Raw genomic sequence first — 15,705 nt, 5'->3', positions numbered from 1 at the left:
GGAGGGGTTCCACACGTACCCATCCCGAACACGACCGTTAAGCCCTCTAGCGCCGATGGTACTTGGACCGAAGGGTCCTGGGAGAGTAGGACGTTGCCAAGCAAAGAACCACTGCCGATGATATTCGGTGGTGGTTTTTATTTGTTTACAAAGGTTAATATATGGAAGCTATGTAGTTTTACTTGAAACAAAGTTAAAAAAGTTTGAACTCAAACACCATTTTAAAACGGATGGTGTCTTTGGCATATTCGCCTGTTGTCCGCTCAAGAGATACAGTTGTATGCATCAGACAGTACACCTGATATAACCAGGGACTTTTCCTTGACAGTCTAAATATCGCTTTGCTAAGATGGCAATAATAAATTTTTCAGAAAACGTATTTTCGGCATAAATACTGCCTGAGATCTTCGGGTTTTGGACCGTAAAGCTGAGCAAACATAAGGAGGAACACCTGCGTGTGGGAAGATAAGTTTGGTAAGGAAGGTTTAACCTTTGATGATGTATTGCTAGTGCCACGGAAATCCGAGACACTGCCTAAAGAAGTGGATGTATCGGTTCGTTTGAGCGATAGTGTAAAACTGAATATCCCTCTGATCAGTGCTGGTATGGATACCGTTACTGAAGCGACTCTGGCCATTGCCATCGCACGTGAGGGCGGTATTGGAATTATCCACAAGAACATGTCAGTTGAACAGCAAGCGGAAGAAGTAGATCGGGTTAAACGTTCGGAGAGCGGCGTTATTACCAATCCGTTCTCACTGACTGCTGAGCACCTGGTGTCGGATGCTGAAGCAGTTATGGCTAAATATCGCATCTCCGGTGTACCGATTGTCGAAGGTGATCAGAAACTGGTTGGTATTCTGACTAACCGTGACTTGCGTTTCATCCATGACTACGGTATTAAAATCAGTGAAGTCATGACTCGTGAGAATCTGGTTACTGCTCCTGTAGGTACAACCCTGCAAGAAGCAGAAGGAATTCTCCAAAAGCATAAAATTGAAAAGCTTCCTTTGGTGGATGAGTCCAATACACTGAAAGGTCTTATCACGATTAAAGATATCGAAAAAGCCATTCAGTTCCCTAATGCAGCCAAGGATGCGCAAGGTCGTCTCCTGGTTGGTGCTGCAATTGGTATCTCCAAAGATACTTTTGAACGTGCAGATGCATTAGTACAAGCTGGTGTAGACCTGATTACTGTAGACTCTGCACATGGACACCACATCAACATTATCGAAGCTGTTCGTCAATTGCGCGAGCGTTTCCCGAACTTGACTATTATTGCAGGCAATGTAGCAACTGGTGAAGCTACTCGTGATCTGATCGAGGCAGGTGCATCAGTTGTCAAAGTTGGTATTGGTCCAGGTTCCATTTGTACAACACGCGTTATTGCTGGTATCGGTGTACCTCAAGTAACTGCTGTTTATGATTGTGCAACTGTCGCACGCGAGTATGGAGTTCCAATTATCGCGGACGGCGGTATCAAATATTCGGGTGAGATTACAAAGGCACTGGCTGCAGGTGCACATGCAGTTATGTTGGGAAGTTTGTTTGCGGGAACAGCAGAAAGCCCGGGAGAAACTGAAATCTTCCAAGGACGTAGCTACAAAGTATATCGCGGTATGGGCTCAATGGCTGCAATGAAACAAGGAAGTAAAGATCGTTACTTCCAGGATGATGACAAAAAACTCGTTCCGGAAGGCATCGAGGGACGTGTGGCTTATAAAGGTCCATTGTCAGATACTATTCATCAGTTGATTGGTGGTCTGCGTTCGGGTATGGGTTATTGCGGAACAAGCAACCTTGAGCAGCTCCGTAATGACACAGGCTTTATCCGTATTACTGGCGCGGGACTTCGTGAAAGTCATCCACATGATGTTCAAATTACAAAAGAAGCACCTAACTACTCGTTGTAATCCGAAGAGAGTTAATCATTTCCAGGACAGGCTTGGCGATTTTCGCCGAGCCTGTCTTTTTTTGCGGATACCCCTGTGATAGAATAGAACAAGCGGTGACGATCCTTTATCGGATTAGGGCGTTGCGGCGGCTTTTTGACGTGAATCTATGAACCTTGTTTCACATGGAACAAATGCCACAGAAGGCTGCCCAGCTATATAGAAGCGCGGACGTCCTTTTACATATGCATTGGATAATGCTAACTAAGTGACAATCGATAATGAAACTTATGGAGCAATGATATTGCTCTTTCGATACAGCGCATAAAAAGCTACTTTTCACAACATCTTCTACGATCGTTAAGGACCAAGAAAAATGCAGCCCAAGCTGCACTGAAGCATCAATTAAGCGAAGCTTCGGAACGAAGGGAGTATTATCATTGAAAGCTAAACAAATGAACAAAAAGAAACGCCAAATGCTCAAAAAAAGCGTAGCCTCGGTTATGCTGGTTAATATGCTCTGCATGTCTGCAGTAATGCCGGTTATGGCTGCTGCGAACAATTCAGGTCAGGTGCTGACCGCTGCTGCGACAACAACGAAGACTGAAAAAGCCGTGCAAGTTCCTTCTGTAGACTCACTTGGACTTGAAGTTAGAGCTGCAGTACTCATGGAGGCTTCGACAGGCCAGATTCTGCTTAATGTGAACGCGGACAAAGCTATGCCGCCTGCCAGCATGACAAAGATGATGACCGAGTACATTGTGGCTGAACAGGTCAAGCAGGGAAAGTTTAGCTGGGATGATGTAGTTACGGTTAAAAGGAATGCTGCGGAGAGCATAGGCTCACGTATTTTCTTGGCTGAAGGCGATCAACATACGGTTAAAGAGCTGTATATTGCTATGGCCGTTGGATCTGCAAATGATGCAACAGTGGCATTGGCAGAATATGTTGCCGGATCGGAAGAAGCTTTTGTGAAGATGATGAATGAAGAAGCAAAGCGAATGGGCATGAAGGATACGTTCTTTATTAACTCCACAGGTCTTGATCGTGCGGATATGCCTGCCGACTTCCAACCGGCCGAAGATAAAGAGACAGTTATGTCTGCATTGGATGCAGCAATTCTGTGCAGATATATTATTCAGGATCACCCCGACTACACAGACTTTACAACAATTCAGTCTTATAAATTCCGTCCGAATGACAAAGCTCCAATTATCAACTACAACTGGATGTTGGAAGCGAATAAAGATATAACCAATTTCAAAAGCTATGCCTATGAAGGTCTGGACGGAATGAAAACGGGCCATACCACAAATGCAGGGAATAACTTCACAGGAACGGCTGAACGTGATGGTATGCGTCTGATCAGTGTCGTTATGGGGACCGATTCCGAGCCTGCACGGTTCAGAGAGACGAAAAAAGTGCTGGATTATGGTTATAACAACTTCGAAGTGAAGCAAGCTGTCGCTGGCAAAACCAAAGTCACTGGCTGGGAAGCTGTTCCGCTGAAAAAAGGTAAAGAAACAAATGTGCCTGTAGTGACCGACAATGCAGTAAGCTTTGTTGTTCCCAAAGGCACTCAAAACCTGGATGTTACCTTTAAGGCGAATGTAACGGAAGCAGACAAGCTGGTTGCTCCAATCAAAGCAGGAACGAAAGTCGGAACGGTGACCTACACCTATAAGGCTGATGGTATTGAACCACAAGAGAAAACAGTGAACCTGATCACCGCAGAAGAGGCTGAAAAAGGCGGCTGGTTCCGTTTGTTCTTCCGTGCGGTAAAGGATTTCTTCGTTGATCTGTTTGATGGTATCAAAAACCTGTTTTAATTGAGTTCTGTAGGCATTGACTTCTGATAATAGAAGTTTCCGATCTACCTCACCTGAATAAGGACAATAAGCATCAAATTGCGACTGGATGCATTGTGTATTTACAATTTTTCCGGTAAAATATCAAGTTAGAATTCTACGTATAAATCAGCTAAAAGTCTAAGGACAACCTTGTTAGTTGCACATGGTATAGTTGAAGCGACAACGCATTACATGGACTATAAATTGATTGCTGGAGTGTCCATAAACCTCGGGACACGGATCTCCTAACTTACGGCTTTTAGACGTATAACAGGATCTCGGCTGGTAGGAGAGGGGAACGCAAATGAAGATAGGTGTATTAGCACTTCAAGGTGCGGTTACCGAGCATATTCGCAGTGTTGAGCAAGCTGGTGCAGAGGGACTGGCTGTGAAACAGGTTGAGCAGTTGGATGAGCTGGATGGTCTGATCCTTCCTGGCGGCGAAAGCACCACTATTGGTAAATTAATGCGCAAATATGGTTTCATGCAGCCCATTCGGGACTTTGCTGCCAAAGGTAAACCAGTATTCGGCACCTGTGCAGGCCTGATCGTAATGGCTGAGCGTATTTCAGGACAGGAAGAAGCCCACTTGGAATTGATGGATATGACTGTCTCCAGAAATGCATTCGGGCGGCAGCGGGAAAGTTTTGAAACAGACCTGCCTGTCAAAGGGATTGATGAAACGGTAAGAGCAGTGTTTATCCGCGCACCTTTGATCGAGAGTGTAGGGGAACAGGTTGAGGTTCTTTCCACTTATAAGGGTGAGATTGTTACCGCGCGTCAAGGAAACTTGCTTGCCTGCTCATATCATCCCGAATTGACCGATGATTACCGTTTGCATTCTTATTTTGTAGATATGGCCCAATCATATAAGCAGTCGTTACAGAACCAATAGTGCATGTTAGACAACTTATGATACCCCCGGTGGATTGGAACACTCCTGCTGCAGTCTGTTAAACTGCTGGACGAGCTGTATCTGGTCGAATGCCTGATGTTGCCCGTATCTGCTTTACACAGCGGGAATCGCAGCGTAGGGTGTCACAGGGGTTCATAGGTTGTTTTTTTATTGTAGAAAATGATTAAGATGAAGTTATACGCGACTCCACAAAGGCTATATGATAGGCTTAGGTTTATTGATATGTTTTCTGTGAGGTCATTTAGGAGGAGTATATAATGCTTGATGTAAAGATATTGCGGAATGAATATGCCCGTGTAGAAGAAGCGTTGAAGAACCGTGGCAAGTCACTCGATCTCATTGCTGGATTTTCCGAGATGGACGCGAAGCGCCGGGAACTGCTGCAAGAGAGCGAGACGTTGAAGAACCGCCGGAATACAGTATCCGGTGAAGTTGCTAAGCTGAAAAAGAATCGTGAAAACGCAGATGATTTGATTGTTGAGATGCGCGAAGTGTCTGATCGCATCAAAGCGATGGATGAAGAGGTCCGGGAACTGGAAGCGAAGATTAATGATCTGACGATGGCTATTCCTAACATTCCCAATGAGAGTGTACCTGTGGGTGCCTCTGAGGATGATAATGTAGAGATTCGTCGCTGGTCTGAACCGAAGTCGTTCGGTTTTACTCCAAAAGCACATTGGGAGATTGCGCAGGATCTGGATATCCTTGATTTTGAGGCTGCTGCCAAAGTTACAGGTTCCCGTTTTACGTTCTACAAAGGACTTGGCGCACGTCTAGAGCGGGCTCTGATTAACTTCATGATGGATCTACACAGTGATCAACATGGATACGAGGAGATTTTGCCTCCATATATCGTCAACCGGGACAGCCTCTTCGGAACAGGCCAATTGCCGAAGTTCGAAGAAGATCTGTTCAAGCTTAAGGATACGGAGTATTATCTGATTCCTACCGCGGAAGTTCCGGTAACGAACTATCATCGCGAAGAGATTCTGAATGCAGAGGATTTGCCGAAGCACTTCGTGGCATACAGCTCATGTTTCCGTTCTGAAGCTGGCTCTGCTGGCCGTGATACACGTGGATTAATCCGTCAGCATCAGTTCAATAAGGTTGAGTTGTTGAAATTGTCCTCTCCTGAAACTTCTTATGAAGAATTGGAGAAAATGACGCAAAATGCTGAACGTGTGCTTCAATTGCTGGAATTGCCATACCGTGTTTTGACGCTGTGTACAGCGGACATGGGCTTCACTTCAGCGAAAACTTATGATCTTGAGGTATGGTTGCCAGAAAGCAATACATATCGTGAAATCTCTTCCTGCTCTAACTGTGAAGACTTCCAGGCGCGCCGTGCCAACATTCGTTTCCGTAGAGAGCCGAAAGCTAAGCCTGAATTTGTCCATACACTGAATGGATCCGGACTGGCTGTTGGACGTACAGTAGCTGCTATTTTAGAGAACTATCAGCAAGAAGATGGGACTGTAGTTATTCCTGAAGCATTGCGTCCATACATGGGCGGAATCAGTGTGATTGCACGTCGTTCCTAACATGGGGTATAGGGCTTTATTATGATAAAGCCAACCCAAAAATCCGTCATTTAATTATGACGGTTTTTTTTATTCTAAAGCTTGCTTTTTCACTTATATATGTGGTATGATCTATTTCGTGGCAAGTTTATAAAACTTCAAATTTTGGAGAGGTACCGAAGCGGTCATAACGGGGCGGTCTTGAAAACCGTTAGGGTGCAAGCCCACGTGGGTTCGAATCCCACCCTCTCCGCCATAACTACACTTATAACAGGGACTCGAGCGATAAGCTCGGGTCCTTTTTTGCATATAACATTTTCCTCAGTCGAGCTATCTACCATGGTTAGTTTATTAATGGCATCAACAGCCTCTAATTGACTCCGTATGCATGTATAAAATCATCTTGTTCGCCGCACTTTATAGGAGTGGAGGTGGTTAGATGAACCGCGAGTTAAATATAGATCAGACAGAGCTTGTAGGCGCATGGCAGGAGCGTTTGCCGGAAGTGTTGAATGTCGGTGATCAGGCTCAGGTAATGGCAGATGAAGCCGATCAGAAGGCTATTCGCATTCATATCGCGACTGCAGGACACCAAATGTACTCATTCGATTTCAAATGCGCGTATGTGGACTCCCGTGAGGTCAGTGTACAGCTGATTGATGTAGAACGGGATGGGCAAACGACAGATGAGCGTACAGAACCCATTCAGGAGCTGGCTCAGGATTATACACGGCATATTCATGAATGCGCCCAGTCGTTACAGTCCAAGACAAGAACATAGCCCCAATTGAAGGAGTGATTCGAGTGAGTAAAGCCAAGGCAGGGATTGATAAAAACTTGCAGAATGTTGTTGCTGATCTGGAGAAGCCGGCCGTGAACAGCCATCATGCACAGCAGATTCAGCAAGATACAAACGATCGTCGTCATCAGGATTCGTTGAATCATGACAAAACGGAAGATATGAATCCATCCCATTCCTAAAATCATGAAGAGGGGGTAACGGCATGAGCAAACCAAAAGCGATACCTGTACCTGAAGTTCAAGCTGCTGAGCAGCATCGCCGTCCGGAAAAGCATTCATCTGGACAGGAACCGTTGTCCGGGTCCAAAAAAGTGAAAAATCAGAATCATGTGGATCATAACAATCCACAAGGGTAAGATGAATACCCAGCTCATTTCAGTAATGTATTATGTGATATATAAAGATGCATAATTAGAATCCCCTGTTACCTAACAGGGGGTTTTTGCGTATTCATACATAAATAAAGACCAGTGGTGAAAGGAATTGAAAAGCTAACATAGGTCTTTGTAGCCATTTTAGTGTGGAAAGATCACAAATTTCCCAAATCGTGTTTCCGTTTCAGAATAAATGGTATATCATTGATGTTGAATTATTTTTTTTGGGGTTATCACGAGAGGAGAGAAACAAATGACTAAACGTATGGGGGCGTTGCTTCTAACGTTGCTGTTGACCGTATCTTTGGCTTTGACAGCATGTAGCAGCAAACAAGAACCGAAAGAGGCACTGAAGACGGCTGCGGCCAATGCTTCTAAACTGACTTCGTATGAAATGAGTTCCAATTTCACAATTAATGAATTGAGCTATAAACCTGCAGACGAGTCACAACAAGACCCGACTATGACTCAGTTTATGAGCATGTTGAAGGATGCTCAGTTTAACGTAACTGGCGTATACCAAAGCGAGCCAATGCAAACAGAAATGACAGTTAGCCTTGAGCTCAAAGGTGATATGGGTATGACGTTCACCATTCCAATGGTGATGACAGCTGAGAAGCTTTACGTTAAAGTGCCAAGCATTCCGTTCTTCCCAATTCCAGAGACAGTGGTTGGCAAGTTTCTGGAGCTTGATCTGAAAGAATTGGCTGAGCAAGAGGGTACGGAATGGAACCCTGATGCTATGGACGCAGCCAAAACACAAAAACTGAGCAATGAAGTTATGGATGCTGTTCTTAGTGAATATGACCAAGACAAATTCTTCAAAAACGTAGATGTTAAGGATGCACAGCTGCCAGAAGGTGTAGATGCCAAGCAGGTAGTGCAATTCTCCGTTACTAACGACAACGTTAAAGAAGCTATCACTGTACTGGTGACTAAAGCAATGCCTAAAGTGCTGGATATCTTGTCCAAAGAAGAATACCGCGATATGCTTCAACTGGATCAAGCTGATATTGATCAAGCCAAAGAAGATCTGAACATCACGGAAGCTGATCAGACTGAAATGTCTAAAGATCTGGATCAATTGAAAGAGACGTTGACTATCAATAACTTCAACATCGATTTTGCATTGGATAAGCAGGATTTCCCGGTTTATCAAAAGATTGCAGCTGATCTGCTGATCACACCAGTGGATACCAAAGATGAAGTGAAGTTGGCCTTTACTGGATCCAACACATACACAAAAATTAATGAGAAGGCTGCCTTCAAAATCAATATTCCTACAGGCGAAAATGTAATTACAATGCAAGAGTTCGAAGAACTGATGAACGCTTCTTACGGATACTAAGCTCATTCCAAGTAATGAGTGAAAAAAGCCGCCTCGACTTTATGTCGGGCGGCTTTTTGTTGTTTTATAGTTTAAATCTGTTATTGCAGGGACTCCGATAAATCTTCAGCGAGAACAGCATAAATTCGGTGATCCTGATAGCTTCCGTTGATTCTCAGGTATTTACGGGCAATGCCTTCTGCCTGAAAGCCGTTCTTCTCCAGTACACGCTGGGAGCCGGCATTAGTGGACAGGATTGCGGCCTGGACACGATTCAACTTCAAGGCGCGGAAGGCATAGGCAACAGCCAGTTTAACAGCAGCTGTCATACGTCCACCACCCTGATAGTCAGGATGGATAAAGTAACCCATATCGGCATAATTGGCAACACCATAGGAGACGTTATTCAGGCTGATTTGTCCAATGAGTAGGTCGTCTTTGATGGTGTAGATGCCGAACTGATAACCTGTACCTTCTTCAGCCGCTTTTAAGCGGTCATGAATCCGCCTTGTTTGAGCATTCAGTGTATAGAACTCATCATCTCGAAGAGGCTCTACAGCTTGGTAGGGAACGCGAGTAACCTGGATCAGATCAAGATAAGCCTGGGTATCGTCAATGGTGAGTAACCGTAGACTAATGCCGTTGGGGGTATCATACAATGTTAATGCCATAGCATTGCACATCCTCTCAAGATCAAAGTATAAATATTACTTCTTGCGTAACCGACGAAAGAATTGGGTCAGCATCGTCGAGCATTCGGGTTGAAGGACATCTGGAATAACCTCGGTACGATGATTGAACCGCGGCTCCTGCAGCAAGTTCATCAAGGTTCCCGCACATCCGGCTTTGGGATCAGCAGTGCCATATATTACGCGTGGCACCCGGGACTGTACAATGGCACCTGCACACATAGGGCAAGGCTCCAGCGTCACATATAGGCTGCAATCAAGCAGGCGCCAGGCTCCGATCGTTTCGCTTGCCTGACGGATAGCGACCATCTCCGCGTGTGCAGTGGAATCAAGCGTGGTCTCACGCAAATTATATCCTCTTCCGATAATCTGATTATTTTGCACAATGACAGCTCCGATAGGGACTTCCCCAAGTGCCTCAGCTTTAAGCGCCTCAGCAATGGCTTCACGCATCCAGAATTCGTGCTGCAGTTCCTCCGTAAGATGCGAAAGATCAACCGGAATTGAGTGTTCATTCATTACAGTAAAGCTCCTTCCAAGCATTTATTCAGCGAACAAATATTCGTTTGTTAACATGATGTGCATAAGTCTGTGGATAACCACCGAGTTGCTCACAAAGTTATGAACATGATATCCACAACCCTGTGGATTTGTGTATAGTTTTAGTGATTAATCTCATTGTAGGCACGGCAAAGACAAAAAACAATGAATTTCGAGCTTTTCAGCCAAGCGGTAACTTTTGGTCTAGGGGCATTTATCCTTTTCAAAACCACACACAACCGTTATGATGGAGATATGTTTTGCCATATATCGCCAAAGGGTACAAGCCGAGAGGTGAACTAAAAAAGTTGTCTATTAAAACGAAATTATCCATGATTATGTCGTGCTCGGTGCTTGTTATTTTGATTCTGAATATCGCGCTGAGTTATTATACTACCGAGGAAAATCTTAGGCAGGACAGTGAAACCAAGATGGTCCTAACAGCCAAACAGATTGCAATTTCTGTCGAACAGAATCAGAATAGTTTGGATTATGTAAAACGCCAGATTGGTAATAATCTATGGCTTGCTTCAGTCATGGCTGCAGAAGAACTCGACCCGGATATTAATAATATCACAAATGAAGAACTTGTACGTTTAAGCAAAAAAGTGGGGGTATCGCATATCTCTCTCATGGAACAAACCGAGGATGATATCGTTGTAACCCGCTCTTCGGATCCGCGCGAAGTTGGTTTATCCACAAAGAAAATGACCTATTGGTATCAAGCCTTTAAGCAATTGTTCGAAAAACATCAGGTTACCATCACTCAAGGGCAGAAACTGGATCATTTTTGGTCCGATGGTTTCGAGTACTCGACATCCAGTCCATCAGATATTGATATCTGGGGTTATTATCATGATGGCAAGAGGAACTACATAATCAATCCCTTCTATAATAATGCTGAAGTTGATGACTATGTGAAGATCTCTGGTCCGGATGAGATTTTAAACAAAATTCGTGAAGTGAATCCTTCCATCTTGGAGATCACGGGTATCAATCCATTGACTTTTGGCAGTCCCAACATGAATGACGATGGCAGGGATAGCAACTACAGCAAGTTGAATAATAGACCGATTCGTTTTGGTACGTATCAATATGGTACGTCAGATGAGGATCACCGGGCAGTTGTGAGGGCGATCCGAACCGGGCAAAATGTTTCGTTTGTCAGTGAGACGCATGAGCAGAAGGTGTTAAAAAGTTTCATTCCCATCTTCACGCCGAATGAAGCATCATATGTCATCAGTATTGTCATGGACTATAAACAAATATCCTCCATGGTATCGGAACAATTGGTCAGTCATGCTTCCATATCGCTGGTGCTGCTGGAAATTGTGATCTTTGGCAGCTATTTGTTAGCAGGATATATTACACGTCCTATTCAATCCATCCTGGGCAAAGTGAATGATGTAGCAGATGGACATTTCGACTTCCGTCTGAAAGTAAGAAGGAAGGACGAACTGGGTCAGCTGGCCAATCGGATTAATGCCATGATTCGCAATCTGGGCCACTATACCAACCGGTTGAAACAGATGTATGAGGAGAACAGGGCAGTTAAGGAGCATCTGGAATCCATCATTAATCAAACCGCCGATGCCATTCATATTACGGACCTCGACGGTAAGGTCTTACGTGTAAACCGGGCATTTGAACAACTATATGGCTGGCGAAGCCGAGAGGTGGAAAACCGCAAGCTGAAAATCATCCCGCCAGAAGCGGAAGAGGAAATGAAGCAGCAGCATGCCCAGCTCATTGAAGGGCTATCCATTACCTCGAATGAAACCATATGGATGAAAAAAGATGGCACACGGGTTGAAGTTAGTGTCAGTACAGCGCCTGTGCGAGATGAATTGGGTGAAATTACAGCACTGATTAGTGTGTCGAGGGACATCACTAGCCGCAACCGAATGGAAGAGCTGCTCAGACGTTCAGAGAAGCTCACAACAGTAGGCCAACTGGCTGCAGGTGTCGCACATGAGATCCGTAACCCGCTTACAACACTGCGTGGTTTCCTGCAGCTGCAGCAGGAGACGAACAAACTGAATCATCGACATCTCGACTTGATGCTGTCGGAACTGGACCGCATCAATCTGATTGTAGGCGAATTCCTGATTTTGGCCAAACCACAGGCTGTACACTTCCAGGAGCGGGATATCCGCTTCATTCTCGGCGATGTGATCTCGCTGCTGGATAGCCAGGCACATCTGCACGGGGTTGAATTTGTATTAAATGCATCATCCGATTCAGCTATGGTACACTGTGAAGAGAATCAGTTGAAGCAAGTATTCATCAATCTGCTTAAGAATGGTATGGAAGCCATGCCGAACGGAGGCAGCATTCGGATTCGTCTTGACCATGACGAGGAATTAAACCGGGTGCGGATTGAAATTAAGGATGAGGGTATCGGAATTCCGGAAGAGATGATGCCAAAGCTTGGCGAGCCGTTCTTTACCAATAAGGAGTCTGGAACAGGACTTGGTTTAATGGTCAGTCAGCGCATCATTCAATCACATAAGGGCATGATGGATATTAAAAGCGTCATGAACAAGGGCACGACCGTGATCATTGATCTTCCTGCTACCAAACAGCTCCCGGAGAGCGTGGAAGAGGACGATCGGACGGAAGATGCACTTACAGACGAAGAGAACTAGATGAGGTGAGATTACCTTTTGCGTATTAATAAATTTATTAGTGAAACAGGCTATTGTTCCCGGCGTGAAGCGGACAAATTAGTGGAGAGCGGGAAAGTGACCATTAATGGCGTAACCGCCGAACTGGGAAGTCAGGCGGAAGAAGGCGACGACGTACGGATCAACGGTCAGCCTATCAAGGAAAAAAGAAAGCATGTATACATTGCACTGAATAAACCTGTCGGTATTACGAGTACAACCGAGCAGCATATCAAGGGCAATATCGTTGACTTTGTAGGGCACAAGGAGCGCATTTTCCCAATTGGCCGATTGGACAAGGATTCCGAAGGGCTCATTCTGATGACCAATGACGGAGATATCGTCAACCGGATACTTAGAGCAGAGGGACGCCATGAGAAAGAGTACATCGTTACGGTTGACCGCCCTGTCACGCCGAGTTTTCTGAAGGGGATGAGCACGGGCGTCAAAATTCTCGGTGAAATGACACTGCCCTGCACTGTCACTCGAATCTCTGAGCGAGTATTCCGGATTATACTGACCGAGGGGAAGAATCGGCAGATTCGCAGAATGTGTAGTGCCTTTGGTTACGAGGTGCGTAAATTGAAGCGTGTACGTATCATGAATATTCATCTGGGTGAACAGGCTACAGGGAAGTGGAGAGAGCTGACAGCTGCGGAGAAGTCGGAATTGGGCAGTCTGCTGGACTACTCTCTGGAATAACAGTTCAAAGCATGAAAGCTCTGCATTTCTTTTCTGAAGAAGAGAAGGCAGAGCTTTTTTGATATCATGCTGATTACACATCAAAAGGACGTTTTCCTCTACCAGAGAGAAAAACGTCCTTTTGAACTCGCATTCGCTTCTAATTTGCTTGATTGACTGCTTTTACAGTCGAGTTGTTGCTTTGATACTTCCGGATAATAGAAACCTCTACACGGCGATTCTGAGCTCGTCCAACATTGGTCTGGTTACTGGCAACCGGGTGGTACTCACCATATCCGCTAGGAGTGAACTTCGCAGGATCCAGCGAGTCGTTCAACAACAGGATTTTAAGGAAGTTCAGTGCGCGATCCGCACTTAGATCCCAGTTATCCTTATATTGGCTGTTCGAGATGGGAATATTATCAGTATGGCCAGATACAACCACTTCATATTGTGGGAACTCCTGAAGCATGTTGGATATGGCTTTTGCCAGTGATCGCGATTCAGGCTTCACATCTGCACGCCCTGAAGAGAACAGAGCATTATCACTGATGGTGATCTTCAGTTCAGATTGATTCAGCTTGGTGTTGAGTTGGTCGGATAGCCCGTTTTTGCTAATATATTGGTCCAGTTGTTTCTTGAGTTTCTCCAGATCTTCCTGCTCTTTTTGAGCCATCTGTGCATCTGTAATCTGAGCAGATTTATTCTTGGTGATCTCTTCAGGCACCTGTTTGTTTTTGCCTAGGTCGGTTGTCGCATCCGTAGGATTCATGGATGTATGATCCAATACACCTGCGCCGCCATTCAGCGCACTGCTCAGGGCCGAGGCCATCTGTTCGAACTTGGCTGCATCGAGTGAACTCATGGAGAACAACGTAATAAACAGGGCAAGCAACAGTGTCATCAAGTCAGAATACGGGAGCAACCAGCTCTCGTCTATATGTTCTTCATGCGGCTCATGTTTTTTAGCCTTTTTCACCTGATGATCCCTCCTTCTCTTCCAGCTGTCTACGTTCGGAAGGTGTCAGGAATACAGATAATTTTTGGTTGATGGCAATGGTGGATACACCAGATTGAATGGATAACAACCCTTCAACCATCATCAGCTTGATCTCCATCTCTTTCTTGGACATCCGCTTCAACTTGTTGGACATTGGGTGCCACAACACGTAACCACTAAAAATACCAAGGAGTGTAGCGATAAACGCAGCCGCAATCGCGTGAGATAGTTTTTCCATATCACTAAGGTCGGCCAGGGCTGCAATCAGACCTACAACGGCCCCGAGAACCCCGAGTGTTGGAGCGTACATCCCCGCTTGTGCGAAGATCAATGCGCCTCCGCGGTGACGCTCTTCGGTGGCATGGATATCTTCCATCAAAACATCACTAACAAATTCCTGGTCGTTGCCGTCAATAATCATGCGCATACCGCTGCGAAGGAATTGATCGTCAATCTCTTCGACTTTTGATTCCAGTGCCAGCAAACCTTCACGACGGGTAGTGGAAGCCCAATCCATAAATGTGCCGATCAGTGAAACACGGTCAATCAGTTGCTGCTTTTTGAAGAGTACCCCGAAAAGCTTGGGGATTTTTTTAACTTCAGACATTGGAAATGCCATGAAGATTGTTGCTGCTGTACCAACAAAGATAATAACGTAGGCTGCCGGGTTGTTAACCAGATTGATCAGGGGAGCACCCTTCAGGAACATCCCGAGAACAAGTGAAACCAGCCCTAAAACTAGTCCGATAATCGTTGAAATTTCCATCATACACCTCATCCATGAGATAAAATTGAATCCTTTCAAGCGGCTGTATTCGGGCTTCCGGGCGAATGTTTTGCCGCAATCCGTTTAACCTATGGCATTTTTTAGAAATGCTGTAACAGCTGAAACGGTCATGTATAGTATTTATCGACCAGTAGGCCTTTTTTTTTAAGGGTTATTTTCAGGTATAATAAGAACAAATCAGCTCTTTAGGGGCCAAACAGGAGTGAAAAAGCCAATGGGCGTAAAGCATGGACGGGATTATGAAGGAATATTGACAGATTTGACACAGGCGATCGGCCGCATTCCGGACCGATATGTTTTCTTTGAAATGGATGCAGAGGATTGGTCCCGTTTGGGTGAAAACGAGCAGCTCGAAGTGGACGAAGCCCTGGCAGAGGATTTGTTCTATGCGCTGGGCACAGAGTCGGTCATTCCTGTAGGGAGTGGTGTGGTTATCCATGACAAGGAGCAGCATCGCATTCATATTTTGATTGGGGAAGAAGAATTGACATTTGTACCGCTAATCTAGGGCCGAATATAAGGGGAATTCTAGCGTGGGATCCGGGAGGGGAAACGCCTGGAAGCCTTACGGCTATTGGCTCTAACGCCATTTACAGTATTGGATTTTGCGTTCCGTACGTGGTAAGATGAGAGTCATGAAACGGGCGAGCCGCAGAGCGGCT

The 15,705-nt window shown here is 45.2% G+C and carries 15 protein-coding genes, 1 tRNA gene and 1 rRNA gene; 13 read left to right on the top strand and 4 right to left on the bottom strand.

Going from position 1 to position 15,705, the window contains the following annotated elements; all coding sequences use genetic code 11:
* The 10 genes from rrf to MH144_RS29670 all read left to right on the top strand — a co-directional run.
* Positions 1-102 (top strand): 5S ribosomal RNA (rrf, locus tag MH144_RS29715); the annotation flags it as partial.
* 353 nt (positions 103-455) lie between these two features.
* On the top strand, positions 456-1,913 hold the full coding sequence (gene guaB, locus MH144_RS29710; protein ID WP_239305734.1) for an IMP dehydrogenase: 1,458 nt from the start codon (positions 456-458) through the stop codon (positions 1,911-1,913).
* Between the two features lie 419 nt (positions 1,914-2,332).
* Positions 2,333-3,721 (top strand): D-alanyl-D-alanine carboxypeptidase family protein, encoded by a 1,389-nt coding sequence (locus tag MH144_RS29705; RefSeq protein WP_481857411.1) that lies wholly within the window; start codon positions 2,333-2,335, stop codon positions 3,719-3,721.
* A 325-nt stretch (positions 3,722-4,046) separates the two neighbouring features.
* The gene (gene pdxT / locus MH144_RS29700; RefSeq protein WP_239305733.1) at positions 4,047-4,637 is read left to right on the top strand and encodes a pyridoxal 5'-phosphate synthase glutaminase subunit PdxT; all 591 of its coding nucleotides are present in this window, start codon (positions 4,047-4,049) and stop codon (positions 4,635-4,637) included.
* 278 nt (positions 4,638-4,915) lie between these two features.
* The gene (serS, locus tag MH144_RS29695) at positions 4,916-6,199 is read left to right on the top strand and encodes a serine--tRNA ligase (protein ID WP_239305732.1); all 1,284 of its coding nucleotides are present in this window, start codon (positions 4,916-4,918) and stop codon (positions 6,197-6,199) included.
* Between the two features lie 146 nt (positions 6,200-6,345).
* Positions 6,346-6,434, top strand: a tRNA-Ser gene (locus MH144_RS29690).
* Positions 6,435-6,617: 183 nt separating this feature from the next.
* Entirely contained in the window at positions 6,618-6,959 is a 342-nt protein-coding gene (locus MH144_RS29685; RefSeq protein WP_095293451.1) for a hypothetical protein, read from the top strand.
* Positions 6,960-6,982: 23 nt separating this feature from the next.
* Entirely contained in the window at positions 6,983-7,159 is a 177-nt protein-coding gene (locus tag MH144_RS29680) for a hypothetical protein (RefSeq protein ID WP_239305731.1), read from the top strand.
* 23 nt (positions 7,160-7,182) lie between these two features.
* Positions 7,183-7,335 (top strand): small acid-soluble spore protein P, encoded by a 153-nt coding sequence (locus MH144_RS29675; protein WP_095293452.1) that lies wholly within the window; start codon positions 7,183-7,185, stop codon positions 7,333-7,335.
* A gap of 271 nt (positions 7,336-7,606) precedes the next feature.
* The gene (locus tag MH144_RS29670) at positions 7,607-8,701 is read left to right on the top strand and encodes a hypothetical protein (protein WP_239305730.1); all 1,095 of its coding nucleotides are present in this window, start codon (positions 7,607-7,609) and stop codon (positions 8,699-8,701) included.
* 80 nt (positions 8,702-8,781) lie between these two features.
* Here MH144_RS29670 and MH144_RS29665 read toward each other — a convergent pair whose 3' ends face one another.
* Both MH144_RS29665 and tadA read right to left on the bottom strand, forming a co-directional pair.
* Entirely contained in the window at positions 8,782-9,351 is a 570-nt protein-coding gene (locus tag MH144_RS29665; RefSeq protein WP_239305729.1) for a GNAT family N-acetyltransferase, read from the bottom strand.
* Positions 9,352-9,387: 36 nt separating this feature from the next.
* Complete coding sequence (gene tadA, locus MH144_RS29660) at positions 9,388-9,888, bottom strand: tRNA adenosine(34) deaminase TadA (RefSeq protein ID WP_239305727.1); 501 nt, start codon at positions 9,886-9,888, stop codon at positions 9,388-9,390.
* A 329-nt stretch (positions 9,889-10,217) separates the two neighbouring features.
* Here tadA and MH144_RS29655 point away from each other — a divergent pair, with 329 nt between their 5' ends.
* Together MH144_RS29655 and rluF are read left to right on the top strand one after the other, a co-directional pair.
* On the top strand, positions 10,218-12,557 hold the full coding sequence (locus MH144_RS29655) for an ATP-binding protein (RefSeq protein WP_239305726.1): 2,340 nt from the start codon (positions 10,218-10,220) through the stop codon (positions 12,555-12,557).
* Positions 12,558-12,575: 18 nt separating this feature from the next.
* Positions 12,576-13,277, top strand: coding sequence for a 23S rRNA pseudouridine(2604) synthase RluF (gene rluF, locus MH144_RS29650; RefSeq protein WP_239305725.1), 702 nt, complete (start codon positions 12,576-12,578; stop codon positions 13,275-13,277).
* Positions 13,278-13,416: 139 nt separating this feature from the next.
* Here the strand turns inward: rluF and motB are convergent, their stop codons facing one another.
* A complete protein-coding gene (motB, locus tag MH144_RS29645; protein WP_239305724.1) occupies positions 13,417-14,235 on the bottom strand; it encodes a flagellar motor protein MotB in 819 nt (272 codons plus the stop codon).
* Positions 14,222-15,022, bottom strand: coding sequence for a flagellar motor stator protein MotA (gene motA / locus MH144_RS29640; protein ID WP_095362317.1), 801 nt, complete (start codon positions 15,020-15,022; stop codon positions 14,222-14,224). Before motA ends, motB begins: the two co-directional genes overlap by 14 nt.
* A gap of 235 nt (positions 15,023-15,257) precedes the next feature.
* Between motA and MH144_RS29635 the strand changes: the two genes are divergently transcribed.
* Positions 15,258-15,551 (top strand): hypothetical protein, encoded by a 294-nt coding sequence (locus tag MH144_RS29635; protein WP_095293459.1) that lies wholly within the window; start codon positions 15,258-15,260, stop codon positions 15,549-15,551.
* Positions 15,552-15,705 lie beyond the last annotated feature (154 nt).

Origin of the sequence: Paenibacillus sp. ACRRY, from assembly GCF_022346995.1 — a bacterium.
GTDB lineage: Bacteria > Bacillota > Bacilli > Paenibacillales > Paenibacillaceae > Paenibacillus.
This window is presented reverse-complemented; position numbering and strand designations above follow the sequence as displayed.

Coding starts and splice junctions, on each gene's coding strand:
- pdxT (WP_239305733.1), top strand. CDS start 4,047: ATGAAGATAGGTGTATTAGCACTTCAAGGTGCGGTTACCGAGCATATT.
- serS (WP_239305732.1), top strand. CDS start 4,916: ATGCTTGATGTAAAGATATTGCGGAATGAATATGCCCGTGTAGAAGAA.
- MH144_RS29685 (WP_095293451.1), top strand. CDS start 6,618: ATGAACCGCGAGTTAAATATAGATCAGACAGAGCTTGTAGGCGCATGG.
- MH144_RS29675 (WP_095293452.1), top strand. CDS start 7,183: ATGAGCAAACCAAAAGCGATACCTGTACCTGAAGTTCAAGCTGCTGAG.
- MH144_RS29670 (WP_239305730.1), top strand. CDS start 7,607: ATGACTAAACGTATGGGGGCGTTGCTTCTAACGTTGCTGTTGACCGTA.
- MH144_RS29665 (WP_239305729.1), bottom strand. CDS start 9,351: ATGGCATTAACATTGTATGATACCCCCAACGGCATTAGTCTACGGTTA.
- tadA (WP_239305727.1), bottom strand. CDS start 9,888: ATGAATGAACACTCAATTCCGGTTGATCTTTCGCATCTTACGGAGGAA.
- motA (WP_095362317.1), bottom strand. CDS start 15,022: ATGGAAATTTCAACGATTATCGGACTAGTTTTAGGGCTGGTTTCACTT.
- MH144_RS29635 (WP_095293459.1), top strand. CDS start 15,258: ATGGGCGTAAAGCATGGACGGGATTATGAAGGAATATTGACAGATTTG.